The following is a 23,992-nucleotide window of genomic DNA, read 5'->3' as shown; positions in this document are numbered from 1 at the left end:
CCAACCCCACCGCTCCTCGTACGGGAAGAAGTCTTCGCATGCCCTCCGCCACCGGGCCCGCCACCGGCAAGCTGCCCTTCGTCGTCTGGGTGCTCGCCGCCGGCACGTTCCTGATGGGCACCACCGAGTTCGTCATCGCCGGACTGCTGCCCGAGATGGCCGCCGACCTGAACGTCAGCGTGTCCCACGCCGGCCTCCTGATCACCGCGTTCGCCGTCGGGATGATCGTCGGCGGGCCCACCATGGCCATGGCCACCCTGCGCCTGCCCCAGCGCCACACCCTCATCGGGGCGCTCGCCGTCTTCGCCCTCGGCCACGCCGTCGCCGCGCTCAGCACCTCCTTCACCGTCGTGCTCACCGCCCGGGTCGTGACAGCCCTGGCCACCGGCGCGTTCTGGGCCGTCGGCTTCGTCATCGCCACCACCACCGCGGGCCCTGCGCGGTCCACGCGGGCGGTCGGCGTCATGATGGGCGGCCTCACCCTGGCCAACGTCATCGGCGTGCCGATCGGCTCGTTCGTCGGCCACTACATCGGCTGGCGCGGCCCCTTCTGGGCGCTCGCCGTCCTCGCCGCGCTGGCCGCCGCGTTCGTCGGCCGGTTCATCCCCCGTACCGAGCAGCGGGCCGAGGTCTCCGTGTGCGCCGAGGTCCGGGCCCTCAAGCAGGGGCGGCTGTGGCTGGCGCTCGCCGCTGCAGTGCTGATCATGGGCGGGGTCCTGGCGACGTACACCTACATCACGCCGCTGCTGACCGACCGGGCGGGCATCCCGGCCGGCGCCGTACCGCTCGTGTTGATCGCCTTCGGCATCGGCGCGCTGGGCGGCACCTCGATCGGCGGCCGTCTCGGCGACCACCGCCCGATGGCCACCACGATCACCGCATCGGCAGCCACCTCCCTCATCCTGCTGGCCCTGATCCCCGCCTCGAACAGCCCCGCGGCCGCCGTGATCCTGATCTTCGGCATGGCGCTGGCCGGGTTCACCGTCAACCCGGTCGTCACCTCCCTCGCCGTCCGCTTCGCAGGCGACGCCCCCACCCTCACCTCGGCACTGACCACCTCCGGCTACAACACCGGCATCGCCGCCGGGTCCCTCGCAGCGGGCCACGCGCTGGACTCCTCGCTCGGTCTGACCGGCCCGGCCCTGGTAGGCGCGGTCTTCGCCGCGCTCACCCTGCTGCCCCTGATCGCCCTCGCACTGCGCGGCGCCACCGGCCCCTCCCGGATCGTTGCCCACCACACCACCGACACCGAACACCCGCGAACCGAGGACGCCGCCGCGACATCCCCGCGCTGAACTTCACGCTCGTACACCTTCGTTGGGAGCCACCGTCATGAACCCCACGTACGACTTCACCCGCCAGGTCGCCTTCGTCACCGGCGCCTCTTCCGGCATGGGCCTGGCCACCGCCCGCGCCTTCGCCGAAGCAGGCGCGGCCGTCGCCCTAGCTGACATCAACGAGGACGCCGTCAACACCGCCGCGAAGCAGCTCGCCGACGACGGCCATCAGGTCCTTGCGCTGGTCTGTGACGTCACCGATGAAGACCAGGTCGCCGCCGCCGTCGACCGCACCGTCGAAGCCTTCGGCGGCCTGGACATGGCCTACAACAACGCCGGGATCATGCCCCCGCCCACCGACGCCGCCGACGAGAACGCCGAGCAGTTCGACCGCGTCCAGGGCATCAACCTCCGGGGCATCTGGGCAAGCGTGAAACACGAACTGCGCCACATGCGCACCCAGGGCAGCGGCGCGATCGTCAACTGCTCCTCCCTCGGCGGCCTCGTCGGCAACCCCGGCCGCGCCGCGTACCACGCCTCCAAGCACGGCGTGATCGGTCTCACCAAGAGCGTCGCCCTCGAATACGGCTCCCGCGGCGTCCGGGTCAACGCCGTCTGCCCCGGCACCATCAGCACCCCCATGGTCGACGCCATGGTCGAAGGCGGAGACCTCGACCGCCACCAGGCCGAAGCAGGCCAGGCCATCGACCGACTCGGCACCGCCGACGAGATCGCCCAGGCCGTCCTCTGGCTCTGCAGCGACGGCGCCAGCTACGTCACCGGCATCGCCCTGCCCGTCGACGGCGGCTACGTCGCCCAATAGCCACCCCACCGCACGCCCCGCTGCCGTCTACCTTGTTGAACAGGCAGGGCGACAACCTCTGCGGTGCCGTCGACCCGACCGGAGATATCGATCTGCACTGCCCACGTGGGATGGAATCCGGCGGCCCTGTCGAGGACCGTCACGTCGTCGGGCTCCCAGTCAGAGAGGAGGCAACCGTTCTGCTCCTCGTCGATGTCGATGTAGAGGTTGCCGTCGTCCAGGGTCCAGGGATGGCGCTGCTGGTTCAGGTGTCGATCAAGTGCGGCGATGATCTCAGCTCGCTCACCTGCGGCGAACACGAACATTGTGCGCATGGACTGGAGACTAGGCGGTCCGTCTTCGAGGCGGCTACGAGTATTCAAGGCTGGTCCGGGGCCGGCGGGGAGGTGTGTCCGGCGATGGCGGCGAAATCTGCCCCTGAACGTGAACTGGCCGTCGAGTGGAGCGGCCTGCAGCGCGTCCATCCCCTCCCGGGCCTCCGTCCAGTTCGCCCTGGCGGCTCGGACGACGGTGGACAGCGCAGGCAGTCGTCCGCGGGTGCGCTGGTCCATCTCTTGGCCTTGCGGCGCTTCTGGTGCTTGGAGGTACTGGCATCGGCGGCGCTGACCGGGCGAACCTCGGGGAGGCGGTCCACGTCCTCCGCGAACAGCCCTCCGCGCAAGGCGGGCGCATCCAGTGGGGCAGTGCGGTCAGGACTTCGCCGTAGCGGTGCGTCGGGTCCGGAAGGCGGCGCGCGGCGGTGCTGTCCTACTCGGCCGGCAGACGGAGCATCGGTTCGAAGGCCGCGTCCTCCTCGCCCTCGGCCGAAGGGAGGAAGCCGTCCGGGACGGTGCGGGCGGCCGTAGTGAGGAGGCGGGCCAGGACCTCGGGCTCGGTGGCCGGGGGGAGGCGGAGGGCGGCGAGGAGGCGGTCGCGGACCTCGGGGTGGTGCGGGTTGTCCTCCAGGTAGTCGGCGTTGAGCGCGGGGGGACGGAAGCCGGCCAGGGCGTCGTGCCAGGAGGGGAGAACGATGGCCAGGGTCAGGGCCTCGGCGAGGGACTCCGCGATGAGGGAAGCCTGGCCCTCGGAGTCGGTGTAGAGGACGGGGCGGACGCGGTCGGAGCCGGCCGGGCCGCAGAGGTAGTGGGTACCTCCCGCGTTGCAGCCGGCCACGGGCTCCGCCGGGAGACCGGCCGGCAGGGTGATCGACTCGATGGGGTCGGTCCGCGTGAGGTCGAACTCGCCGTCGCAGGCGAGGTACGCCCCGACGTCGGGGTCGGCGGCGATCCGGCGGAGCAGGGCCTCGTCGGAGAGGGCGGCCGGGTTGAGGCCGTGGGCGGCTTCGGGGGTCAGGGGGTGGCCCGCGAGGACGTGGCGGACGGTGTCGAGGGGGACGGGCCGCCCGTAGTCCTCCTCGAAGTGCGTCTGAACGGCCTCGGGGGAGCGGTCGGTGAGGAGGCGGAAGAGGTGCCCGGAGCCGTCCGGGTCCGGGGTGCCCGAGGGGAACTCGATGCCCGAGCCGGCGCGCCAGGCGCTGCCGCCGGTCTCCCGCCACAGGCAGGCGGTGACCCGCGAGGCGCCGAGGCCCTCGTCGACGAAGGCCGGGTCGTCCAGAAGCGGGCGGAGCGCGGCGGGCACCTCGTCGATGACACCGGGCCAGACCTGTTCGTCGTCCGTGGCGTACGGGCTCATCGCCGACTCGTGGTCGAAGCCGCGGACGAGCACACCGGCAGGGGTGAAGAGGACGGAGAAGTCGTCACCCGAGCCGTTGTCCATCAGGGCCGCCTCCGTCCCAGGCCCCCAGGTGGTGGAGAAGGAGTAGCGAGAGAACCGCGGGTCGCGGCAGATCGCCTGGTCCAGCACGGCCAGCGCGCGCAGGTGCGCGCGGAGTTCGGCGGGGTCCGGGAGGAGGGCGGCGGTCGTGTGCACGGTGTCCATGGGCTCATGTAAGCAGTCGGCACTGACATCCAGGGCGGCGGTTCGGTCACACCTGCTCTCTCACTCCGGGAACGAAAAGCCCAGCTCACGCAGGCGGGGCAAGCACACTGCGAGGCATTGCTCCCCAGACGCGGCATCGGTTCGCACAAGGACGTCCTCGTGCAACGGCGCTCCACTGGCGACGAAGGTCCAAGGCTTGCCCTTCTCTGCCATCCGCTCAGCGTCGGCCTTGAACAGCACCGTTACGCCCTGTTCAGCCAGTGCTTCCATCATCGCGACGACGTCCACCGGCACCCTCCCTTCCCGAAGCGCTTCGAACGCGCCATCGGACGAACATACTCACTCCGGGCCGGGCCCTGGACACCGCCCGCAGGACCCAAAGTGGCCGGTCGGGGCGCCCTGAGCTGGAATACGCGACACCTCAACATGCGAGCTCACCAGTCCCGAGGCCGGTTTGCGAGAGGTGGGCATCACCGCATGGGCAACATGAGTTCGAGCGAGTGAACCGTGGCGCCGAATCGTTCTCCTGGTGGTGGCATGCGGCCATCGTGAGGTCAGCTAGGGGAAGTGGTCCTTGTGGATGTGGTGCGGGAGTCGGCCATTGCGGGGCGGGTAGTGCTGTGGGAGGAGTCGGCCCGGGACGGCGCTCAGGCGAAGACGCTGATGACTCCGGGCTTCCGGGTGGCGCTGGCGCGTGAGACGGGTCGGGTCTTCGGAGCGGACGGTCCCCGGCACGTGGTGTTCGCCGCCGGGTTTCCCGCAGTGTGCGCCGAGGAGTTCGAGGCAGTACGCCGCGTCGCGGTGGAGGCGGAGGGCGCGGTGAGTGTCGCGGCGGTCTGCCGCGGGGCACGGCGGGATCTGGCGCAGGCGGTGGCCTCCGTGCGGGGCAGCCGTCATGCCCGGGTGATGGTGGTGGTGCCCGCGTCGGAGGCGATGGCGCAGGTGATGGTCCACCGCACTGCCCCGGAGGCTCTGCAGGCCGGGGTCGACCTGGTGAAGGAGGCCCGTGATCTGGACGAGGAGGTGGCGGTGGATGTGTGTCTGGCGGACGCGTCCCGCGCCGATCACGCGCTGATGGCCCTCTATGCGCAGACCATGACCGGGGCGGGCGCGGGGCTGGTCGTCCTGGCGGACACGGTCGGCGCCCAGCTCCCGGCAGCCTGCGGGGAGATGTTCAACCGCGTGCGGGCACAAGCCGGCGGCGAGGTGGTGCTGGCCTCTCATCTGCACAACGATCTCGGGCTGGGCCTGGCCAACACCTTGCAAGCACTGGACGCGGGGGTGCGGGTGGTCTCCTCCTCGTGGCTGGGCATCGCCGAGCGGGCCGGGATGGTCGCCACCGAGCAACTGCTGTTCCTGCTCGCCCGGCACGCGGACGATCTGCTGGGAGCGGATGCGGTGCCGTGGTGGGCGCCGCCGGATCTGACGCGGCTGCCGGACATCGCGCGGATGGTGAGCGAGGAGACGGGCGTCCCGCTGAGCGTCACCACGCCGATTGTCGGGACCGGGGTGGGTTCCATCTCCACCGGCACACCGTTCGTCCATCCGGAACTCTTCCAGCCCTACGATCCGCAGGAGGTGCTTGGTGTCGCCCCCCGTGTGGTCCTGACCCATCTGGCCAGTACCCGGGTCGTCACCTCGGTCGCCACGGGCCTGGGCCACACGCTGGACCGTGAGCAGACCCGCGCGGCGATGGCCTGGGTCAAACAGCGCGCCTACCGCACCGGCCAGCCCGTCATCGACGACACCGTCTTCGCCGACTACCTCGACGGCCTCACCCACCGCCCCGCCGGGACCACGTCATGAACTCCGACGCCACCGCGCCGCGGGACGCAGCAGACATGGAGGACATCCGCCGCGCCCTGCGCGGGGATGCGGCCGTGGTGCTGCCGAACCCCCCGCCGCTGACCCACGTCGTCACCGCCACCCGGCCACACACCGTGAACGAGGCCAAGGCAAGACCCGCCGCTCAGCCGGTCGCCCTGTGGGCCCACCACCCAGCCACTCTCCGCACCGTCACCGCCTGCACCGGTCTTGACCCTGCGGGTACGGCCCTGGCCGGCCGGCTGCTCGCCGAGGAACACCTCACCCTGCTGCTGCCGCTCCGCACGGACACCCGCTTGCCGGCGTGGCTCCCGCCCGCCTGCAAGGACGGCTGGGTGCTGCTCTTCGGCGCCCGCTGGCACCCGCTCGTGCCGCTCCTGGACGACCACCCGGTGCTGTACGTGAGCAGCGCCAACCGCACGGGCCACCAGCCCGCCACCACCCCCGCCGAAGCACTGGCCATGTTCCCCGCCAGCGTCCCCGTCCTGCACCTGCCACACCCGGGCGACGATCCGGCGGACAGTGCGACCAGGCGGGCAACGACCACCGTGGCCCTGCACCCCGACGGCAACCTGGCACTGCACCGCACCGGCGCCCAGGACCAGCCCTACCCGCACCCGGACGACTACCTCGCCCACCTGCGAACGCAGTACACGCCCTCGTTCACCTGACGCAGACCACCGGCCCCGGCCCTGGCCGGGCCGTGAGGCTGTTCTACGGTTCCAGTTCGAGGCAGAGCCCCGCCTGATGCCCGCCCGCCCGGTTCATTTCGAGCGCATCCCTAGGGCGCTGTGCTGAATCAGCCCGGCCGGAGCATCGGAACCCGACTCCCGACGCATCAACTCGACCAACTGCGTACGGAGGTCTACAGCCGACTCGCCAAGCACCATGACGCTGATCACCAACTCAAGCATGACGCAGTCGTAGGCATCGTCGGTTCCTCGATAGCGTTCGGCGTCACGTTCAACAACCCCACTGGCGATCCGCCACCCACCGCCGTCAACGGGTGCGAACGTCGCCGCGAAGGTTCCGTTACCCGTCCAGCTTCGGTGCAGGAAGACGACCTCGCCCTCCGTGAAGACGTTCCACTTTTCATCCATGTCCCGTGACGCGTAGCCGAGCTGGATCCGCTTCCAGTCTTCATCTGACCAGATCCGCTGGGGCAGTTCCGGCATCGCCCGAGGAGCTGATATCGGCTGGATACGACCGGAGAGCGTGGACCGGGTTACGCGTTCGTCAGCAGACATGGAGTGATCCTACGGAAGGACCTGGGCGTCCCAGCATCTCGTGCCTCACAGACCTTATTGCGAAACGGCTTGTAAGTGTGGCCGGATGGGGGGCCTCCGGGCTCGGACTCGGTGACGAGAGCGTGGGTGTGTATCCGTCAAGAATTTAGTGCCTCTTAGCAGTTGGCGGTGTGGGCGACAGCCTCCGCGGTAAGTCCGCTCATCGTCCGGCGCTCTTCGGCGGTGAGGACGAACTCGCCGTCGTCATGGGCCGCGAGGCCCGTTACCTCCCCGACGCCGCGCCGGCCGGCGCCTGCATCGCGGGATACGCCATCAGCAATCTTCGGCGTGCACGAAATCGTGCGCCATCTCGGCCACTTCATGACTCTGCGCCCCGGCGACCTCATGGAGGTCGAGATCGACGGCCTCGGCCGCCGGCGCCAGACCCTCGGAAAGGCATGAGATGACCACCACCCCGAGCTCCACCGCCCCCGCCCCGCCGGCCGGGCTCCGCGTCCTCGTCGCCGGCGGCGCCTCCGGCCTCGTCCGCGTCACCCGCGCGGTCCCGCCCGCGCGCAGAGTTCACCGTCTCCACCGAGGTCGGCCGCCTCCTCGAACCGCCCCCGGCACCGACCGGCTCCGACCTCGCCGCCGGCGGGGCGAGCCTCGAACGTCTCGGCCTCGACCGCATCGACCTCGCCCTCGTCCACGACCCGGACGAACACATGGACACCGCTCTCGCCGAGGCCCTGCCCGCCCGCCGCCGTCCTGGACCGGGCCCCGCAACCTCGTCGCACGCTGCGCCGGCTCATGGTGTCCCCCTCCCCCGCGCGGCTCTCTGCTTCCCCTTGCGCGAGCCGGTCGTGTCGAGCGTCCTGGCCGGCTTCCGTACCCCGGCGGAGGTCTCCTCGGCAGCCACCCACCTCGCCCACGGGGCCCCGGAGCAACTGTGGACCGAACTGAACGCGGCGGCCTGACGGCCGCCGGCGTCTTCCGATGGCGTGGCTGGGCGCTACTCGGCGCGAGACGCCAATTATGGTGACGAAATGTCAGATGTGCAGAGTGCTGGACCTTCCCAGCGGACCGCGGCAGAGGAGCGCCACGCCACGTGGCTGGAGCTCTTCTTCGATCTGATCGTCGTTACCGGCACGGCGCAGCTGGCGCACATGCTGCACGGTGAGCCGAGCATGGCGGACGTCGGGTTGTTCGCTCTCCTCTACCTGGCGTTCTGGACCATCTGGATGTGCTTCACGGTCTATGGCAACGTCGCCGGTGACCGGGCGCGCACCTGGACCGTTCTGCTCGCCATGCTCGGCATGGCCGTCCTTGCCGCGTCTGTGGCGGGTGTGCACGAGGGCGAGCATCTGCGGACGTTCGCGGTCACCTACGTGGTGCTGCGCTTCGTGGCGAGCGGTGTCTGGCGGCGGCGCGGCCAGATGGTGGTGGACTGGCCCGTCGCACAGTTCGGCGCGGGCGTGACGCCGTGGATCGTGTCCATCTGGGTGAACGGCCGGGCGCTCTACTGGCTCTGGGGTGCGGGTCTGGCCATCGACCTGTGGGCCACGCTCAGCTTCTCCGCCCGCAATCTCCAGGAAAACGCCGAGGCCCGCCGCGCCGCGGTCAGGGAGCGTGCCGAGAAGCACGGCGTCATCAGCGAACGCGACAACCGGCGGCTCGACTTCACCCTCGCCCATATCGATCCGGCCCATCTCGGCGAGCGGCTCGGCCTGTTCACCATCATCGTGCTCGGCGAGGGCGTCGCCCAGCTCGTGTCGGTGAGCTCCGGCGCGCACTGGGACCACAGCTTGCGGTCGCTCGGGGTCGCCGGATTCCTGCTGCTGGTGGCCATCTGGTGGCTGTCGCTCGTGCACGGCTACGGCGGCGTGCCGAATCTGCACGAATCCGACCTCCCCCCGCGCCTGGTGCTCGTGCTCCACTGCGTCGCCAACGGCACGCTCACCGCCCTGGCCGCCGGCCTCGGCGCGTCGATGGAGCACCGCCACGGCGAGCTGCCCGAGAATGTGCGCTGGGTGCTGTGCGGAAGCTTCGCCACGTACGCGGTGATCAGTGCGGTGGGTGCGGTGGTGTCGCGACGGGCGGCCAGGGTTCCGGCCGGCTGGGGAGGACTGCTCGGCCATCTGCTCCCTCCACTCGTCCTGTCGCTGACGCTCGGCTCCCTCGGGGGCAGGCTGCCCACGGTCGCATTGGTCTGGCTGCTGGTCGGCGGGGCGGGCTGGAGCCTGCTCGGGCATGTGGCGCGGTCGGGGCGGCCCGCCTTCACTCACCGCACATGAGTCGCCCGACGTGGCAGGGGCTTACGCCGCACGACGCGCGGGCGACCTGGCCGAGCCGACGGGATGCGGCACGCCGATGCCCCCCGGAGCGGGTCATGGCCGCACCGGTGACCCCTGGCGAGCCGATTTCGCGCTCGGGCGGCCCACGGCGCCGGCGCCCCGCGCACCTGCGCCTCACCCCCGAGGGCTGATTCCCCCCACGGTCAGACCGAGCAGCCGGTGCGCCTCCGCGACGGCGTCCGGGTGGTGTTCCGTGGCCAGGGCGATGCCCGTGACCAGCGCGACCAGGTCGGCGACGGTGACGTCCGGCTTCACCGCGCCCGCCTTCACGGCCTGCCGCAGCAACGGGTCGGCCGCCCCCGTGAGCTTCGCCGAGCAGGCGTTCACGTGTTCCTGGTCGTCCGTCGTCCCGTCCTGGACCAGCGAATCGGCCATTCCCCTCGCGGACGCGGCGTACGTGGTGAGTGCGCCCAGCCACTCCAGCAGCGCGGCTCGCGCGTCGGCCGCTCCGGCCAGCTCGCCCGCGCGGGTGCACAGGACCTCGATTCGCTCGCTGAAGACTGCCTCCAGCAGCGCGCGTCGGCCTGGGAAGTGCCTGCGCACGGTGGCCGAGCCGACCCCCGCGTTGCGTGCGATCTGCTCCAGGGACGCGTCACGGCCGTGCGCGGCGACCTCCTCCTCGGCGACAGCGAGGATCCGCGCGTAGTTACGTCGGGCGTCCGCGCGCTGAACGGTCATGCGTCATCTCCGAGCTTGCTAAGTGGCGGGACCCTCCGTATCGTACCGAACCATAAGCGGCGGGCCCCGCCACTTAGCTACGTATGACCGCCCTAGGGACCACCATGCCTACAGAATCCGCACCCGTCCTGGTCATCGGCGCCACCGGTCAGCAGGGCGGCGCGACCGCACGCGCCCTGCTGGCGTCGGGCGTTCCGGTCCGGGCGTTGGTCCGCGACCCCGCTACCGAACGGGCGAGAGCCGTCGAGACGCTCGGCGCCGCACTGGTCACCGGCGATCTCGATGACCGCGAGTCCCTGACCAGGGCCGCCGCAGGAGCCCGCGCCGTCTTCTCGGTGCAGATGCCTGACGTGAACGGACGTGCCTTCGACGGCGAGGTCGAACAGGCCGTCAACCTGATCGAGAGCGCGAGGGCCGCCGGAGTGCCGCAGTTCGTGCACACCTCCGTCTCCGGTGCGGGACAGCACACGAGCTGGGTCAAGGGCGACTGGGCCTGGATGGAGCCGTACTACACCGCGAAGGCCGGGATCCAGGACCGGGTCCGAGAGGCGGGCTTCGCGCACTGGACGCTGATCAAACCGGGGTTCTTCATGGAGAACTTCCGCCCCGCCGCGGAGATCATGTTCCCCCGCGGCTACGAGGGCGGCCTCGTGAGCCTCCTGAAGCCCGCGACCCGGCTGTCGCTCGTCGCGGTCGAGGACATCGGCAGGGCAGTCGCGGCGGCGGTCGCGGCCCCCGAGCGGTTCGACGGGGTCGAGCTGGAGCTGGCGAGCGACAGCCTGACAATGGCGGACATCGCCGAGGTCCTCTCACGCTGCCTGGGCACCGAGGTGACCGCGCCCGACCTGACCAAGGAGGAGGCGGTCGCCGCCGGGATGCCCGACATGGGCTTCGGACAGGCACACCTCAACGAGTCCCCTCAGCCCGCCCTTCCGGAATTCGCCCGGGACCTCGGCATCCCCCTCACCACCTTCGAGGAGTGGGCTGGGGCCCACCTGCGCGCCAACGGCTGACGTCTGCCCGGCGGAAGCCGCCGGTCACGGCGAGGACGGATCCGGGTGCCGCAGGTGTAGCGCCCAGCGCCTTCCGGCAGGAAAGACGCGTCCAGAAGGGGGGATCAGCGGCTCAGCAGGTACACGGCGACGATCAGAGCAACGAGACAGCCACTGAGTGAGCGTTTGGTTCGCATATCAGGTGTTTGGCTGCGATTCTGAGCGGTCAAGCGAAGTCCCCTGAGCGGTGATTCGCCGGGGAAGTGGCTTATACGGCAATCCGTGGACCAGTAATGCACCGGGTTTCTGATGAGAGATCCCGTCTCATTCAGAAGCAACCTGGTTCATGCGGGTCTGCGCACTCGCGCCCTGGTGCCCCGGATGCCTCGCCGCACGCCCTGCCCAGGTCGGCTGCCGCCGCGTACCCAGGCATCATGCAGCCCTCACAGTCCTACCCCAGCGACCTGTCCGACGCCCGCTGGGAACTCATCCGCCCCACGCTGGAAGCCTGGCGCCAGGCCCGCGCCGGCATCCGCAAGCCCACCCACGACCTACGCACCCTGATGAACGCCATCCTCTACGTCGACCGCACCGGCATTCCCTGGCGCTACCTCCCCCACGACTTCCCACCCCACCAGACCGTCTACGGCTACTTCGCCCGCTGGGAAGCCGACGGCATCTTCGACCAGCTCACCAACATCCTCCGCGGCAAGGTCCGCAAGGCCGAAGGCCGCGCGAGCCAGCCCAGCGCCTGCCTGATCGACAGCCAGAGCATCAAGACTTCCGCCACCGTCCCCCTGACCAGCCAAGGTATCGACCCGGCCAAGAAGATCATCGGACGCAAACGGCACATCGTCACCGACACCCTCGGCCTCCTCCTGGCCGTCGCCGTCACCGCCGCGAGCGTCCACGACTCCGCGGCCGGCACCCAGCTCATGACCAAGGTCGCCGCACTCCACCCAACGATCAGCAAAGCCTGGGCCGACAACGGCTACAAGACCAAAGCCGTCGAACACGCCGCCCACCTCGGCATCGACCTCGAGATCGTCCAACGCGACCCCACCACCAGAGGCTTCCACGTCCAGCCACGCCGATGGGTCATCGAACGCACCCTCGGCTGGCTCATGCACCACCGCCGCCTCGCCCGCGACTACGAAACCCACCCCCACCGATCAGCAGCCATGATCCAGCTGGCCGCCATCAACCTCATGACCCGCCGCCTCACCCACGAGACCACCCTCAACTGGCGCGACACCTAGACCAAATGAAACAGACATCGGAGAACGAAACGCTCACTGAGAACCACAGCGATCGGGTTCCGTCGGCGCACGACCCCTCTGCCGATCCCCGCCAGCCTGCGAGCAGGTACCGGGAGGTCAGAGAGGTCGTGAAATGAGGCTCTTCCCGGCAGGTGCGCATCGATCGTTCGGATGTAGGCCTCCTGGAAGGCATTCACTTCACGGTCTGTGGCGCCCAGCGCTCGGACGAGGGCCTGCAGGTGCAGCCACGTGTCCGGCAGAACGTCGCCGTCGATCCAGCGCATGACAGTCATCAGGACCAGGTCGTCCTTGAGCCGTCCCGGGAATGCCGCCTGTGTCAGATCGCTGATCGACCGTCGTTCGGTACGCGGGGTGCGCTGGCGCAGCTGCGACAGCGCGGTGGACAGGGCCGCCGGCGTGCTTGCGGTCTTGAGGCCGATTACCAGCTCCGCCGGCTGAGCACCCAGGCCCTCCAGTGGCTGGTGATCCGTATGCGCTTCGTCCGGATCGAACTCGTCGCCGGTAGCCTGTTCCTCGTTTCTGCCGGTCAGAGGTTTTCTGGGGTTGTCCCGGCCTTTTCCGGGACTTCCCTCGGCTTCGGTGTCCTCCACCAGACGCCCCTGGACTATGCGGGAAGCCGTCCGCGGCGCGTCCCGCGCCTGCTGCCTGGCCCCGAGGTCGATCTGATCGTCGAGATCGTTCAGCTCGTCGTCCTGGGCGTCCAGCTGTTCCTGGACAGCGTTGAGGAGTTCATGAATCTGGTCGAGCGGCGGCAGGTCCAGCTCTTGGGCCACCGAGTTTCCCGAGAGCGGAGGGATGCCTGGCGTGATGTCCGGATCCAGTTGCCGAAGGGCTATCCGCTCTATCGTCACCTGCCGCTCGGCCGCCAGCCGCAGTTGGTACGCGCGGACTTCGGCCCGGCGGGCGTGATCAAGCTTCTGGTCGGCCTGGCGCCGGTACTCGGTGGACATCTGCAGTTCGTGCTGGAGCTCCGCTTGAGCATCTTCACGTGCCCGGTCGCGTTCACCCTCAAGCAGGATGCAGCGTTCTTCCAGCACGGAGACCATGTCTTCCAGCTTCTCGCGCCGACGTTCAGAAACTGCAAGCTTCTGCATGGCGTCGATCTGCCTCTGTCGCGCATCGTCAAGCCGCAGCCATGCCTCAGCCATGGGGTCGGCCGCCCTGAACCGGGGGCCAGGAAGCGGAGCCGGCCGGACTAAGCCGTTCTCCAAGTCCTTGGCGGCCTGTTGAGCCGCTTCCAGCAGGTGCATTCCCTGCACCAGCTGTCTTTCCCGCAGGGCAGGTTCCCGGAGGTACCGTCCAGTCACCTGCTCCACGAGGGCTCGGCTGGGCAGGCGGCTGCCGTCACGGAACCCGCTCCAAGAGGACTTGCCGTAGGGAAAGTGCTCCTCGAGCGAGCGTACCGTCACGCCCTTCGTGATCTCCCTGAGCCAGCGGGCGAAGGCATCGGCCTGTGGCGTCCGCCCCTTGAACGTCCCTAGAGGTCGCCCCACCGTCTGCCCCCGCATCGAGATTGTCCCGAGAAAACCCGCCGGTTGTCCGGCATTTGTCAGCAGCCACCTGCGGAAACGCAGGTCCTCCGAGGCGAACAACAACAGCATGGATGAACCTGAGCCTCAAGCAGATCAGCCGACCACGAGAGGCTCACCATGTCTACTCCCAACTCCCGTCAGCCTCAACGCCGTACGTGGGCCCATGCCGTCACTGCCGTGACCGTACTGGCCATACAGCAAGGGTGGGCGGCACAGCAGGTCATCACTCTCGCGGTCAGCCTGCTCGTCCTCATCGCGCTGATCACGTCGGCGGGACAGGGCAGCGACTGAAGGCAGGTTCGGTTGCGGCTGACCGGTGCCTGCGGCGCGCCGGCACCGTGGTGAGCGGCGGCCCGCCCGTGGCCGCCGCTGCACGGCGTGCGTCCGGGGCAGCGACGTCGACGAGGGCTGTTGCGACGGCTTCCGGATATGCCTGGGGCTGCCCGTGGCCGATAGCTGCCGGGCAGGTCGGAGCCCCACCCCGCGCGGCGGCTTGATCAGTCCTGCGACACGTTCGCCGCGGTCGCCGCGGTCACGTTCTCGATCACGTGACCGAGTTTGGTCTTGGCCCGGGTCAGGTCCTGGATGCGTGCTGCGATGCGGTCGCGTTCGACGATGAGCTGGTCGAGCATGGCGGGGGTCGCGACGCCGGTGCTCACGCACGGGAGGAGTTCGACGACGGTACGGCTGGAGAGTCCGGCCGCGAAGAGGTCCTGGATGAGCTGGACCCGCTCCAGGGCCTCGTCGGAATAGTCGCGCTGCCCGCCGGGCGTCCGCGCCGATTCCAGGAGCCGCTGTTCCTCGTAGTAGCGCAGGGCCCGCACGCTGACCCCCGACCGCCTGGCCAGCTGTCCGATGCGCATGGCGCGGGTCACTCCCTTTCCGTCCATACCTCACGTTGACGTCAGGTTGAGGCTAGCAGCGTCGACTCCGGGTAGTGGCGCCGGCCCGCACATCCACCCCCGGCTGCTCGACAGCCTCTCCCGTCCGCGCCTGTCCTCTTTTCGGGCGGGCGGCAGTTGTGGCTTGCACCTCACGTCAACGTCAGGTTCTAGAGTGACGAGCGTCGGATGAACACCTCATTCCGCCCCGTCGAAGTAAGGCAGACCACTATGCGCGCAGCCCGGTTCCACGAATACGGCGAAGCGGAGAGCCTGGTGATCGAGCAGGCCCCCGACCCGCGCCCCGGAGTCGGTGAGATCCGGGTCCGGGTCGCGGCGGCCAGCGTCAATCCCATCGACTGGAAGCTGCGTGCCGGCGCCCTGCGGCAGCTGATTCCCGTGGAGCTACCCGCCATCCCCGGGCGCGACGCCGCAGGAGTGGTCGACGAGATCGGTGACGGAGTACAGGGGGTGAGCGTCGGCGACCGCGTCTTCGGGCTGGGCGGTGTCACCGGCGCGACAGCGGAACTGGCTGTCCTCTCGGCCTGGGCCCACACCCCCGACCAGTGGAACGACGAGCAGGCCGCCGGCGCCGGTCTCGCGTCCGTGACCGCGATGCGCGGCCTGAACGCGCTCGGCCCCCTCTCCGGGCGCACCCTTCTCGTCGAGGGCGCCGCCGGGGGCGTGGGCAGCGCGGCAGTCGAGATCGCTGTGGCGCAAGGTGCCACCGTGATCGGGACGGCCAGCGAACGCAACCACGAGTTCCTCACCGCACTCGGCGCCGTGCCCACCACGTACGGTCCCGGCCTCGCGCAGCGCCTGTCCGCTCTGGCCCCGCGCGGAGTCGACACAGCGCTCGACACCGCGGCCTCCGGATCCCTGGACGACCTCGTCGCGATCACGGGCGACCCGAAGCGCGTCTCAACGGTCGCCGACCATGCGGGCGGTCAGCGCCTGGGTACGCACGTGGTCAACGCGGAGAACGATTCCGCCCTGCTGTCCGCAGCTGCGGAACTGGGCCGGCAAGGCCGCTACACGCCCCGTATCGAACAGACCTACCCCCTGGAGCGAACCGCCGACGCCCACGCGCAGGCCGAGCGCGGGCGCACCCGAGGAAAGATCGTTATCTGCATCTGAACAGGCCGATCCGCGTCCGGACAGGCCTACGAGGTTCGCAACTTGCAACGTGCGTGCCTGCGTACCGAGTGCGCACTCGATCGGCCTCGGTGAGCGGGCGGTCCGGAGCGGGCCGATCCATATGGCACCTCGTCAAGCAGGCCGCCCCCACCGAGGCACCGCACTCGGTCCCTTCGATGCGATCGACGGCCCGTGCCTCCCTCGCAAGCACCCAGAGGCCAGAACATCGGGTCGTGCACGACCGTTGACACCCCCACTGACCAAGTGATCTATTCACTTTATGAGTTACGCCGACCAACCCTCGCTGTCCGAGCGCCTCGCGGACGACATCGTCGAGATCATCCACACCGAGCGGCTCTCCCCCGGTGATGCCCTGGCCTCCTCGCGTGAACTGGCCAAGCGGTTCGAGGTGACGACACCAACCGTGCGGGAGGCGCTGCGGCGCCTCGAGGCCATGCAGGTCGTGGAGTTCCGGCACGGTTCGGGTACGTACGTCGGGCCCGGTATCGACCGGCGGCTGCTCGCCAATCCGCACCGGCCGCGCACCTCCCGGCAGTCCGTCCTCGAACTCGTCGAGGCCCGCCTCGTCGTCGAACCGGCGGTGGCCGCCGAGGCCGCCCGCATCCGGCTCCCCCAGGGGATCGCGCAGTTGGAACACGCTGCGGCCAACGCCCTGTTCCCGCCTGAGGAGTCGCTGCGCCGGTCCGTGCACTTCCACGTCGCGCTCGCCACGGCCAGCGGGAACGCCCTGCTGAAGGAGACCGTCGAGGCACTGCTCCAGGTCCGCGCCCGCGACCAGGTCGAGATCCGGCACCGCTACAACGACCGCGAGCGCGACCACGCCGAGCATGTCCAGATCGTCGAAGCAGTCCGCGAAGGGGACACGGCGACCGCCGAGCGCATCACCCGCGAACACCTCACCGCGATCCGGGACGCCGTACTCGGCGCCGAATTCCCCGACGGAGATGAGCTCGCGTGAACAACGACCAGCCCCTGCGTCTCGCCGAGATGACCACGGGAGAGGCCGCCGAGGCCGTCACCCGCGCACCCGTCGTCATCATCCCCGCCGGCGCCTTCGAGCAGCACGGCCCAGGCATGCCCATCGCCACGGACACCATCCGCGCCGAGCGGATCGCCGACCTCATCGGGGCCCGTCTCGCCGGGCGCGTGGTGATCGGCCCGCCGCTTCCGGTCGGCGTCTCTCCGCACCACATGGGCTTCGCCGGGACGGTGACGCTGACGACGACCACGTTCGCCGCGGTCGTGCGCGAGTACATGGAGAGCCTGCGGCGGCACGGCTGGCGGCGGTTCCTGGTGCTCACCGGGCACGGCGGCAACAACGCCGCACTCACCACGGTGGCGCAGGACCTGCTCGTGTCCCACCCGGACGTGCGGTTCGCCTGGGCGCCGGTCACCCCACTGGCCTCCGGTGTGATCGCGGAGATGGGTGTGAGCGAGGTCAGCGGACACAGCGGCGAGGCAGAGACCGCCCAAATGCTATATCTGTCACCAGATTTGGTGCATCGGGACCGCTTGCAGCCGGGGTCCGTAGCCATCGACGGGCTCACGCCCGAGGGCCGACTGGCCCGTTCCTTCTCGCAGCCGACCCTCACCCTTCCGTACGACGAGCTGAGCGCCAACGGCGTGCTCGGCGATCCGACGTCGGTCACGGCCGAGGACGGGCGGGCCATCGTGGACGCCGCCGTCGACCGCGTGTGCGCATTCGTCGAGGAATGGCTCGACATCTAGCGCCCACTCCCTGGCCACCCGTACAGGTCTACAACCCCGAAGACCCCGCCCTCAAGACCCCACCCTCTCTTAGGAGCCGCAGATGAAGGGTCTACTTCGGCGTGCCTGCATACTGGCCGCCGCGCTCGTCGCCGTCCCGTTCGCCCCCGCCCACGCGAACCCGGCACACCCCGCGCACCCTGCCGCATCCCCGCGCTCCGAAGGCTGCGGCGCCACCGCCCCGCAGCAGCCGGGCAGCAGTGTCCTGCACACCCTGAGCAGCGGCGGCCGCGAGCGCACCTACCAGCTGCACCTCCCCGACGGCTATACGCCGAAGCACAGTTGGCCGCTGATCATTGCCTTCCACGGGCGCGGCAACACCGGCGCGGGCACAGAGGCTTTCTCGCGCCTGTCGACCCTGTCCGCGATCGTCGCCTACCCGAACGGCGTCGTCGGCACCGGCGACGGCGAGCGGCAGGCGTGGCAGGGCGCTCCGTACGCGGCGGCCGGCGTGGACGATGTCGCGTTCACCGGGGAACTCCTCGACTCGCTGGAGGGCTCGCTGTGCGTGAACGAGCGGCGGGTGTACGCCACCGGCAAGTCGAACGGTGCCGGGTTCACCGGCCTGCTCGCCTGCCGGATGTCCGACCGTTTCGCGGCCGTCGCACCGGTCGCCGGTGCGTTCTACCCCGGTACGCGCGAGGGCGGCTGCGACCCGGAGCGCCCGATGCCCGTCCTCGACTTCCACGGCACCGGCGACGCAACCATCCCGTACGCGGGTGATGCCGACCGCGGGCTGCCCGCGGTCCAGGAGTGGGTGCGCGAGTGGGCCGACCGGGACGGCTGCCGCACCCGGGCAGCCGACAAGGTGACCGAGCCCGACATCACAACGTCACGGTGGGCCGATTGCGCCGGCGGCGCGGAGGTGGCGCACGTCGCCGTCACCGACGGCGGGCACACCTGGCCGGGCGCCGACGGCTACAGCGGCGGCGGCTGCACCACGCAGACGATCCAGGCCCACAAGGTGATGTGGGCGTTCTTCCGCGATCACCAACTCCCCTCCCCGCCGCGCTAGTTCGGAGCCGCCATCATGACCGTACAGAGAGAGGCCCCCTCCCCCGCCGGGGCCGGGGCGGCGCAGCTGCCCTTCGTGATCCGCGCCCTCGGAGTCGTCGAGCGCGCGGGCAACGCACTGCCGCACCCGTTCTGGCTGTTCTGGATCCTGTCGGCGGTGCTCGCCGTCGTCAGCGCCGTGCTCGCCGGGTTCGGCGTGTCCGTGGTGTCGCCCGCCGACCACAAGACGGTCGTCGTGCAGAACCTGCTCAGCGGCGACGGACTCGCGATGGCGGTGTCGACGATGGTGTCGAACTTCGCCGAGTTCCCGCCGATGGCGACGATCGTGGTCGTCATCATGGGCGTCGCCGTCGCCGAGCGCAGCGGATTCCTGTCCGCCGCGATGAAGGTCGGGGTCGCACGGGTGCCCGCGTCGTGGGTGGTGTTCGCCGTCGCGTTCGCCGGGACGGTCGCGCACGTCGCATCGGCCGCCGCGTACATCATCCTGGTACCGCTCGGCGGGCTCGCCTTCCGCGCCGTGGGCCGCTCCCCCATCCTCGGCATCGTCGTCGCCTACACGTCGATCGCCTCCGGCTACGACGCTAGCCCGGTACCCACGCCGAACGACGCCATCTTCGCGGGCATCACCACCGCTGCCGCGAAGATCACGGGGGGCGACGACGCATACGTGTCGCCCCTGTCCAACTGGTTCTTCAACATCGCCTCCTCCCTGCTGCTCGCCACCGTCATCACGCTGGTCACGCGCTGGGTGCTCGCCAAGCGACCCGATCTCGACCCGGATCCCGACGCCGATGTCGAGGACCTCGGCACGCTGGAAATCAGCGAGCGCGAACGGTCCGCGTTGCGGCGGGCCCTGCTCGCGCTCGGCGGTGGTCTGGTGCTGGTCGTGGCGGCACTCGCCCCCACGTCCTCTCCCCTGCGCGGGGACGGCGGCAGCATCGTCGAGTCTCCGTTCATCGAGGGCATCGCGGCGGTCGTGGCCATTCTGTTCGCACTCACCGGCATCGTGTACGGGGCAAGCTCGGGGTCGATCGCGAAGCCCGGCGACGTACCGAAGCTGATGGCGGCGGGCGTGAAGCAGATGGCGCCGGTGCTCGTCCTGTTCTTCGCGATCGCCCAGTTCCTCGCCTACTTCGACTGGACGCACATCGGCGATGTGCTCGCGGTACGGGCGGCCGAACTCCTGGAGCACAGCGGAATGCCGATCGTCGTCGTCTTCCTGCTGATCCTGCTCCTGCTGACCGTCGTCAACGTCATGGTGACCAGCGGCTCCGCGATGTGGGCCCTGGCCGCGCCCGTCCTCGTACCGATGCTGATGCTGGCGCACGTCCCGGCCGAGACGACGCAGGCCCTGTTCCGCATCGCGGACTCCGGCTCGACCGCCATCACCCCGATGAGCCCGTACTTCGTGATGGCCCTCGGCTTCCTCCAGCGCTACCGCAAGGACGCGGGCATCGGCACCCTCGCCGCGTACACGCTGCCGCTGGCGATCGCCATGACGGTGACCTGGACGCTGCTGTTCCTCGCCTGGTGGGCACTGGGAATTCCACTCGGCCCCGGGGCACCGGTGCGCTGAACCACCGTGCCTGCGACGCCTTTTGTGCACTGTCCAGCACGACACGGCGGACTCGCACCACTCGCCCCAGGACGCGTTGCGCAGGGGCCCGGGCCGTACGGTCCGGGCCCCTGCTCGGGCGCTGACGGCCACGAAGTGCCGCTGGAGTACGAGAGTGCGTGCCAGACGCCGCCCGGCAGACGGGACTTTCAAAACACGCCCTAGCAGGGGCTGAGGTACCAGACCCATCTCCAGTCCGCAGAGGCGTCCTCGCTGTAGCCGCCCGGAGAGGTCCAGCGCAGTACCTTGTCCTCGCTGTAGAACTTCGCGTACAAGGTGGACTTCTGGGCGTTCCTCCAGGATCCGGTCGTGTTCCAGGTGATGCGGTTGAGCGTGCCGCAGGTGAAGAAGTTCAGCTGGGTGCCGGTGAAGTTCTCCCCCTTGTACGCGCACACATAGGTACTGGGGCAGCTGCCGGCGGCCAGTGCCCCGCCCTTCGCGCCGAGGTCGCGGGCGTACTTCTCTCCCGGCAGCGCGAGTGTCAGCTCCCCGCCGGTCAGCTTGATCTTGTTGGCGGACACCTGCTTCCCGCCCCACTCGGCCAGGTTGGCGTCGACCTCGGCTTGCAGGGCCCTGGCCTCCGCGCCGCTCAGCCCGGCCTCCCTCGCCTGGCCCGAGAAGCCCGGCCGGGCGTCCGCGGCGGCCGAGCTCGCGGTGGCCACGCACGCTGCAATCGCCATCAGCAGCGCGACGAGCACGCGCCCCACACCGGTGGATCTGTGGGTCCGCTGTCGGATCCGAGTCACTGGATTTCCCCTCCGTTTGACGCTCCCCCCATGGGGATCACTCCAACTGTGAGGTGCTGAGCCGTCCCGGTCGTTAGCGCTGAGCGCAGGAATCCTGTGCAGGGAGTGCGTGGTGCCTCGCCATTCGCCGGGCGGGAGCAGGCGCCTGACGCTGTTCCGGGCAGACGCTCCCGCCCAACGGAGGCGACGTACTCCTTGACCACGAGGGGAAGCGCCCTCTAAGGGCGCGTCATAGGCAGCCGCTCGCTCTGTGTGCGGCTGCCGACGACGCGCCGCGAGGGGAGGTCAGGACGCCCTCCCCTCCCCTGCCCGGCGTTCCTGAGGGCTCCACGTTCACCGAACCCGAGCTTGATGTGTCCTGGGCGCGGCAAGGATGAGGGCACCGGGCACCATGTGTGCAATTGTCCGCAGAGGCGGCCCCGAGGGGGCTCAGCCGGGAGCGAGCATGCTGGTGCGGAGCTGCGTGAGGATGCGGTTCAGGAGCCGGGAAACGTGCATCTGGGAGAGGCCGAGATGTTCGCCGATCTGGGCCTGGGTCATTTCCTGGCCGAAGCGCATCGCTACGATCGCGCGGTCCCTGTCGCCGAGCTCCTCCAGAAGCGGGGCGAGGGTGTGGAGGTCTTCGACCAGTTCCATGGCGGGGTCGATGTCGCCCTTGATGTCGCCGTACGTGGCCGTCTCCGCGCTGTTCTGGTCGGCGCCGACGGGCAGGTCGAGGGAGCCGGCGGTGTAGCCGTTGGCGGCTATGAGGCCCTCGATGACTTCTTCCTCGCTGAGCTCCAGATGCGCGGCGAGTTCGGCGACGGTGGCATCGCGGTCGAGCTGTCCGGCGAGGCGTTCCTTCGCCTTGGCCAGCGATACCCGGAGCTCTTGCAGTCGGCGGGGCACGTGTACGGCCCAGGTGGAGTCGCGGAAGAACCGCTTGATCTCGCCGACGATGTAGGGGATCGCGAAGGAAGTGAACTCGACTTCGCGGCTGAGCTCGAACCGGTCGATCGCCTTGATCAGCCCGATCGTGCCGACCTGGACGATGTCCTCCATCTCGCCGCTGCCGCGGTTGCGGAACCGTCTCGCCGCGAAGTGCACCAGTGACAGGTTCATCTCGATCAGCGTGTTCCGCGCGTACTGAAACTCGTGCGTGCCCTCTTCCAAGACCTGCAACTGCTCGAAGAACAGGGCGCCCAGCGCCCTGGCGTCCTTCGGCGCAACCTTCCGGGGATCGTCGATCTGCGGCAGACCCATCGCCGGAGCGGCACCGGCGGCAACGTCATCTGCAGTCTTCGTGGGATCTGCAGTCTCCGTGGGTATCGACATGGCGCTGCCTCTCCGTAAATGTCGTCTGCCCCCGTGCAGAGCCCCGCCTACCCTGTCGGCGGCTCACCACACATACGGATAGGACACCTTCGGAACTCGGGCAATTCATCCCCGCTCCTTCCCCGGAGAGGGTCCTCTGCGTGTGCCGGGCCGCCCCGCGCGTCGACGCGGCACCGCCCCGTACCCGCCCTGGAGAGCTATCGCCCGAGCGCCGGAGTTATGGGCCCGCGAGGGCGGGTACCTCTGTGCGGACGAAACGCTCCGGGGGCACGAGAAGCGAGGACATGATGGACATCGGCTACAAACTCGCCGCCGAGGCGTTCGGCCCGGCGGAACTCGTACGGCAGGCGGTTCTCGCCGAGCAGGCAGGCTTCGACTTCGTCGAGATCAGCGATCACTTCCACCCCTGGCTCGACAACCAGGGGCATTCGCCGTTCGCCTGGTCCGTACTGGGAAGTATCGCGGCCAAGACCTCACGGATCGGGTTGGCGACCGGCGTGACCTGTCCCACCGTGCGCTACCACCCAGCTGTCATCGCCCAGGCCGCAGCGACCCTCGCCCTGCTCTCGGAGGGCCGATTCGTCCTGGGTGTGGGGTCCGGCGAGCGGCTGAACGAGCACGTCACGGGCCAGGGATTCCCCGACGCGGTCAGCACCCGCCACGAGATGCTCCGGGAAGCCCTGGAGATCATTCGGCTGCTGTGGAGCGGGGGGTACCAGTCCTACGAGGGAAAGCATCTGCGGTTGGAGGACGCCCGCGTCTTCGACCTGCCCGAGCAGTTGCCCCTGATCGCGGTGGCCGCAAGCGGTCAGGTATCGACGCGGATCGCCGCAGAACTGGGCGACGGCCTGTTCGCCACGGAGGACAAGCCGGAGATCGTCCGGGACTACCGCGCTGCGGGAGGCAGGGGCCCCTGCTACGCAGAGGTTCCGATGGCCTGGGCCCCCGACGAGCACACCGCGGCACAGGCTGCCCTGGAGACGTCTCGCTGGGCCGTTACCGGGTGGAAAGTCATGAGCGAACTGCCCAATCCGGTGAACTTCGACGCTGCGACCACGACCGTACGAGAGCAGGACATCCTGGAGAAGTTCGCGTGCGGCCCGGATCCCTCCCGCTACACCGAGCGGGCGCAGCGCTTCGTCGACGCGGGATTCGACAGGCTTGTCATGCAGAACGCCGGCCCGGACCCCGACGGTTTCATCGACTTCTACCGGCGTGAACTCGACGGACCGCTCAGGCGGCTCCGGCCGAAGGCAACGGGTATCTGAGGTGGACCGCCCCGGACACCGGTCAGCCGTGGGCACCAAGGTCTTCGGGGCGGCGGCCCGCCGCCGAAGCAGAGTTCTGCCGGGCAGCGCATCACCCGAGTGCACCGCCAACGATTCCCACCACAAGGATTCCTCGGTCCGGGCGACGAAGAGGATCCCCGTGCCGGAATCGTGCGGGCCTTTCTCGCGACTCGTCGCGAGCAGGGGGCGGAACGGGCGGTCCGGCCCGGGTTGGGTGAACGTGCCCCACCCTGTCCGGCGCGGTTTAGTGGGACCCGTACGGGAAACGCGGATCGACGGCCGCCGGTTTGCCGCACCGTATCGGC

The 23,992-nt window shown here is 69.7% G+C and carries 24 protein-coding genes; 14 read left to right on the top strand and 10 right to left on the bottom strand.

The genetic code is table 11. The features are described 5' to 3' along the window. The first annotated feature begins 38 nt into the window (after nt 1–38). Entirely contained in the window at nt 39–1,295 is a 1,257-nt protein-coding gene (locus tag EDD93_RS32590; RefSeq protein WP_260256027.1) for an MFS transporter, read from the top strand. Nucleotides 1,296–1,332: 37 nt separating this feature from the next. Further along, nucleotides 1,333–2,100, top strand: a complete 768-nt coding sequence (locus tag EDD93_RS32585) for an SDR family NAD(P)-dependent oxidoreductase (protein WP_123529328.1) — start codon at nt 1,333–1,335, stop codon at nt 2,098–2,100. Here the strand turns inward: EDD93_RS32585 and EDD93_RS32580 are convergent. The 3 genes from EDD93_RS32580 to EDD93_RS32570 all read right to left on the bottom strand — a co-directional run bounded on the left by EDD93_RS32580 (nt 2,085) and on the right by EDD93_RS32570 (nt 4,305). Next, nucleotides 2,085–2,414: a hypothetical protein gene (locus EDD93_RS32580; protein ID WP_148083918.1), complete on the bottom strand. Its 330-nt coding sequence runs from the start codon at nt 2,412–2,414 to the stop codon at nt 2,085–2,087. The genes EDD93_RS32585 and EDD93_RS32580 overlap by 16 nt on opposite strands. 433 nt (nt 2,415–2,847) lie before the next feature. Further along, a complete protein-coding gene (locus tag EDD93_RS32575; RefSeq protein WP_123529324.1) occupies nt 2,848–4,017 on the bottom strand; it encodes a hypothetical protein in 1,170 nt (389 codons plus the stop codon). Between the two features lie 60 nt (nt 4,018–4,077). Further along, complete coding sequence (locus EDD93_RS32570; protein WP_123529322.1) at nt 4,078–4,305, bottom strand: hypothetical protein; 228 nt, start codon at nt 4,303–4,305, stop codon at nt 4,078–4,080. A gap of 279 nt (nt 4,306–4,584) precedes the next feature. Between EDD93_RS32570 and EDD93_RS32565 the strand changes: the two genes are divergently transcribed. Together EDD93_RS32565 and EDD93_RS32560 are read left to right on the top strand one after the other, a co-directional pair. Further along, nucleotides 4,585–5,823, top strand: coding sequence for a 2-isopropylmalate synthase (locus tag EDD93_RS32565; protein ID WP_123529320.1), 1,239 nt, complete (start codon nt 4,585–4,587; stop codon nt 5,821–5,823). Next, the gene (locus tag EDD93_RS32560) at nt 5,820–6,512 is read left to right on the top strand and encodes a Sua5/YciO/YrdC/YwlC family protein (RefSeq protein ID WP_123529318.1); all 693 of its coding nucleotides are present in this window, start codon (nt 5,820–5,822) and stop codon (nt 6,510–6,512) included. Before EDD93_RS32565 ends, EDD93_RS32560 begins: the two co-directional genes overlap by 4 nt. 93 nt (nt 6,513–6,605) lie before the next feature. Here EDD93_RS32560 and EDD93_RS32555 read toward each other — a convergent pair whose 3' ends face one another. Then, nucleotides 6,606–7,016, bottom strand: coding sequence for a hypothetical protein (locus tag EDD93_RS32555; protein WP_123529316.1), 411 nt, complete (start codon nt 7,014–7,016; stop codon nt 6,606–6,608). 602 nt (nt 7,017–7,618) lie between these two features. Continuing rightward, a complete protein-coding gene (locus EDD93_RS40500; protein ID WP_260256026.1) occupies nt 7,619–7,879 on the bottom strand; it encodes a hypothetical protein in 261 nt (86 codons plus the stop codon). Nucleotides 7,880–7,915: 36 nt separating this feature from the next. Between EDD93_RS40500 and EDD93_RS40495 the strand changes: the two genes are divergently transcribed. Together EDD93_RS40495 and EDD93_RS32540 are read left to right on the top strand one after the other, a co-directional pair. After that, nucleotides 7,916–8,044: a hypothetical protein gene (locus EDD93_RS40495; RefSeq protein ID WP_260256025.1), complete on the top strand. Its 129-nt coding sequence runs from the start codon at nt 7,916–7,918 to the stop codon at nt 8,042–8,044. Nucleotides 8,045–8,113: 69 nt separating this feature from the next. After that, nucleotides 8,114–9,361 carry a low temperature requirement protein A gene (locus EDD93_RS32540; protein WP_123529315.1) on the top strand — a complete coding sequence of 416 codons (1,248 nt, stop codon included), beginning with the start codon at nt 8,114–8,116 and terminating at the stop codon, nt 9,359–9,361. 174 nt (nt 9,362–9,535) lie between these two features. On the opposite strand, the gene EDD93_RS32535 is transcribed toward EDD93_RS32540, so the two are convergent. Further along, nucleotides 9,536–10,099, bottom strand: coding sequence for a TetR/AcrR family transcriptional regulator (locus EDD93_RS32535; RefSeq protein ID WP_123529313.1), 564 nt, complete (start codon nt 10,097–10,099; stop codon nt 9,536–9,538). Between the two features lie 104 nt (nt 10,100–10,203). Here EDD93_RS32535 and EDD93_RS32530 point away from each other — a divergent pair, with 104 nt between their 5' ends. Both EDD93_RS32530 and EDD93_RS32525 read left to right on the top strand, forming a co-directional pair. Then, nucleotides 10,204–11,112 (top strand): NmrA/HSCARG family protein, encoded by a 909-nt coding sequence (locus EDD93_RS32530; protein ID WP_123529312.1) that lies wholly within the window; start codon nt 10,204–10,206, stop codon nt 11,110–11,112. A 413-nt stretch (nt 11,113–11,525) separates the two neighbouring features. Further along, on the top strand, nt 11,526–12,350 hold the full coding sequence (locus EDD93_RS32525; RefSeq protein WP_123523990.1) for an IS5 family transposase: 825 nt from the start codon (nt 11,526–11,528) through the stop codon (nt 12,348–12,350). Here EDD93_RS32525 and EDD93_RS32520 read toward each other — a convergent pair. Continuing rightward, a complete protein-coding gene (locus EDD93_RS32520; RefSeq protein ID WP_123529310.1) occupies nt 12,347–13,972 on the bottom strand; it encodes a hypothetical protein in 1,626 nt (541 codons plus the stop codon). The genes EDD93_RS32525 and EDD93_RS32520 overlap by 4 nt on opposite strands. Nucleotides 13,973–14,400: 428 nt before the next feature. After that, nucleotides 14,401–14,766, bottom strand: coding sequence for a MerR family transcriptional regulator (locus tag EDD93_RS32515; RefSeq protein WP_123529526.1), 366 nt, complete (start codon nt 14,764–14,766; stop codon nt 14,401–14,403). A 249-nt stretch (nt 14,767–15,015) separates the two neighbouring features. Between EDD93_RS32515 and EDD93_RS32510 the strand changes: the two genes are divergently transcribed. The 5 genes from EDD93_RS32510 to EDD93_RS32490 all read left to right on the top strand — a co-directional run bounded on the left by EDD93_RS32510 (nt 15,016) and on the right by EDD93_RS32490 (nt 20,299). Next, on the top strand, nt 15,016–15,921 hold the full coding sequence (locus tag EDD93_RS32510) for an NADP-dependent oxidoreductase (protein WP_123529308.1): 906 nt from the start codon (nt 15,016–15,018) through the stop codon (nt 15,919–15,921). A gap of 280 nt (nt 15,922–16,201) precedes the next feature. Continuing rightward, complete coding sequence (locus EDD93_RS32505) at nt 16,202–16,900, top strand: FadR/GntR family transcriptional regulator (RefSeq protein ID WP_123529306.1); 699 nt, start codon at nt 16,202–16,204, stop codon at nt 16,898–16,900. Beyond that, the gene (locus EDD93_RS32500; RefSeq protein WP_221217366.1) at nt 16,897–17,670 is read left to right on the top strand and encodes a creatininase family protein; all 774 of its coding nucleotides are present in this window, start codon (nt 16,897–16,899) and stop codon (nt 17,668–17,670) included. Before EDD93_RS32505 ends, EDD93_RS32500 begins: the two co-directional genes overlap by 4 nt. A gap of 82 nt (nt 17,671–17,752) precedes the next feature. Continuing rightward, on the top strand, nt 17,753–18,724 hold the full coding sequence (locus EDD93_RS32495; RefSeq protein WP_123529304.1) for a PHB depolymerase family esterase: 972 nt from the start codon (nt 17,753–17,755) through the stop codon (nt 18,722–18,724). Between the two features lie 15 nt (nt 18,725–18,739). Beyond that, on the top strand, nt 18,740–20,299 hold the full coding sequence (locus EDD93_RS32490; RefSeq protein WP_123529302.1) for an AbgT family transporter: 1,560 nt from the start codon (nt 18,740–18,742) through the stop codon (nt 20,297–20,299). Nucleotides 20,300–20,499: 200 nt separating this feature from the next. Here EDD93_RS32490 and EDD93_RS32485 read toward each other — a convergent pair whose 3' ends face one another. After that, the gene (locus EDD93_RS32485) at nt 20,500–21,084 is read right to left on the bottom strand and encodes a peptidase inhibitor family I36 protein (protein ID WP_260256024.1); all 585 of its coding nucleotides are present in this window, start codon (nt 21,082–21,084) and stop codon (nt 20,500–20,502) included. 429 nt (nt 21,085–21,513) lie between these two features. Further along, nucleotides 21,514–22,398 carry a SigB/SigF/SigG family RNA polymerase sigma factor gene (locus tag EDD93_RS32480; RefSeq protein ID WP_123529300.1) on the bottom strand — a complete coding sequence of 295 codons (885 nt, stop codon included), beginning with the start codon at nt 22,396–22,398 and terminating at the stop codon, nt 21,514–21,516. Nucleotides 22,399–22,685: 287 nt separating this feature from the next. On the opposite strand from EDD93_RS32480, the gene EDD93_RS32475 reads away from it, so the two are divergent. Further along, nucleotides 22,686–23,666: a TIGR03557 family F420-dependent LLM class oxidoreductase gene (locus EDD93_RS32475; protein ID WP_123529520.1), complete on the top strand. Its 981-nt coding sequence runs from the start codon at nt 22,686–22,688 to the stop codon at nt 23,664–23,666. Nucleotides 23,667–23,992 lie beyond the last annotated feature (326 nt).

This window comes from Streptomyces sp. 840.1, from assembly GCF_003751445.1.
Lineage (GTDB): Bacteria > Actinomycetota > Actinomycetes > Streptomycetales > Streptomycetaceae > Streptomyces.
The sequence above is the reverse complement of the archived record's forward strand: the minus strand, read 5'-3'. Positions and strand labels throughout refer to the sequence as shown.